Source organism: Bacillus sp. AF62 (genome assembly GCF_050312695.1).
GTDB classification, from domain to species: domain Bacteria; phylum Bacillota; class Bacilli; order Bacillales; family Bacillaceae_G; genus Bacillus_A; species Bacillus_A cereus.
Map to the genome: position 1 here is coordinate 1 of NZ_JBNPJZ010000189.1, position 2016 is coordinate 2016.

Below are 2016 nucleotides of genomic sequence, written 5' to 3' on the forward strand. Positions count from 1 at the left end.
CTAAAACGTGAGAAATATATTCTTACATACTGTGTATTTCATACGAAATCTGAAATTTTTTTTTCTGGTTCTTATCTGCATGTCATGTTCAAGACATTGACAGGAAAAATAACAAAAAACTCCTTAGGTAAAATAAGTAGCATATAATCACTATTCATCTATGTTGTTTCAATTGTTAACTGTTCTACACAGGGAGACATTTTTTTCTGATTTGTAATATGCTTAGGTTGAGAAATACAGATACTACCTTGTATGACATATGAAATCCATTTACAATGTAACTAAAATATCGTTAATGATGCATTTAAGTTTCGTTAACCTGAGAATGTAATATCTATATATAATCGATTCATGAGAAACAGAAAAGAATAAAAGCTGAATCTATCATCATGATATAGGTTTTACATAAAACGTTGAATTGTTACGAGATAATATGAAGTGACCGCCTAAATTATCAAGTCAGGGATGTTAACCCATAATAATGAGTGAGAACAAACATTATGAATGGGTTAACATCCCTATGATAATAGGAGGCCACTATGGGAAATATACTCTATATCTGGATGGATGTCCACAAGGAAAGCTTTAGCTTATGTGCGTTGCACGGAACAACTGGGGAAATTGTAAGAGAAGCACGATGTGCTTCAAATGTATCTCTCGTAAAAAATTCGTTGAGAAACTGAAAACACAATATGGTGAAGATATAAACATTAAAGCTGGATATGAGGCTGGTTGTTTAGGGGATTCACTCCATAATCTTCTGGAACAGCATGGAATTGATTGTGATATTTTAGCTCCAACAACCATGTACAGTTCATCTAAAAATAAAATGGTGAAAAATGATAGGTTTGATGCTAAAATGATTGCTTTTAATTTAGCTAATGGCACCTATAAAGAAGTATATGTTCCAGAAGAAGAGGGTGTTGCCGTAAAAGAATATATCCGCGTCTTAGGTGACTTTAAAACATCATTGAAGAAAATGAAACAACAGATAAAAGCATTCCTTTTAAGGCATGGATATGTGTATGAAGGAAAATCTAGCTGGACAATCCCTTACATGAAATGGTTAAAGAATCTTGATCTACAAGGATTATTCAAAAAAACATTAGATGAATACCTATTACAGTACGATGGTCTAGTTGACAAAATTGAGCGGTTTAGCATGAGGTTATAAGAATTATCTCATAGTGAAAGGTACGAAGAACCCGTTGGAAATTTAAAATGTTTAAAAGGGATAGACACAACATCAGCAATGACTGTTCATGTGGAAATTGCTGATTTCACTCGATTCCCAATGGCTAAAGCGTTTATGGCTTATGTAGGGTTGACGTCAAGCGAGAGTTCAAGTGGAGAGAAAATTAGTCGAATTTCGATTACAAAGCAAGGCAATTCGGCCGTTAGGTCTATGCTTGTAGAATGTGCAAATGCTTTAGTAAAAGGAACAATCGGATTAAAATCGAAACGAGTGAAAGCAAGACAAACAGGGAAACCTCGAAATGTGGCCATTACTGTTATTGCAAGAGAACTTGGGTGTTTTATTTTGGGATTAGAAACAGGTGAAATTTACCGAAAATAAAAGAAGAAAGGATAGGAAGTTGATTGATTTATTCATAGTTAGAGACCAAAGATATCAATTGATGGCATAGATGAGCTTCATAGATAGTCAATTACAGGTGTGGCTATCTATGAACTCCCTCTTCTGGCGCAGCTGAAATTCTGATAAAAAAGCTATTTATTAGAATATGAAGAGGTGTGATCCACGTATCGAGATTATAAGAGCCTAACGACGGACCATTAGCCTGAGGTAACCAATCCACGAATAACAGAGTGGTTAACTGTCGATAGATCTTATTTCTGAAGCTTTTGTGTGCCATCAAGAAAAAATATTGACAAAGGTCACTTCATAACAGGGAGACAAAGTAAGGACAATGAATGTTTGTTAGGAACAATCCATTTCATATATGAAGGAGGAAATAGAATGAACAAAACTGTAAAATATGCAATTCGATTTCTAGC

Annotated in this window: 1 pseudogene; it reads left to right on the forward strand. The window is 34.4% G+C overall.

Annotated features, from left to right (window positions below):
* Positions 1–539: 539 nt before the first annotated feature.
* Positions 540–1576, forward strand: a pseudogene (locus ACQRBL_RS32125) (IS110 family transposase).
* Positions 1577–2016 lie beyond the last annotated feature (440 nt).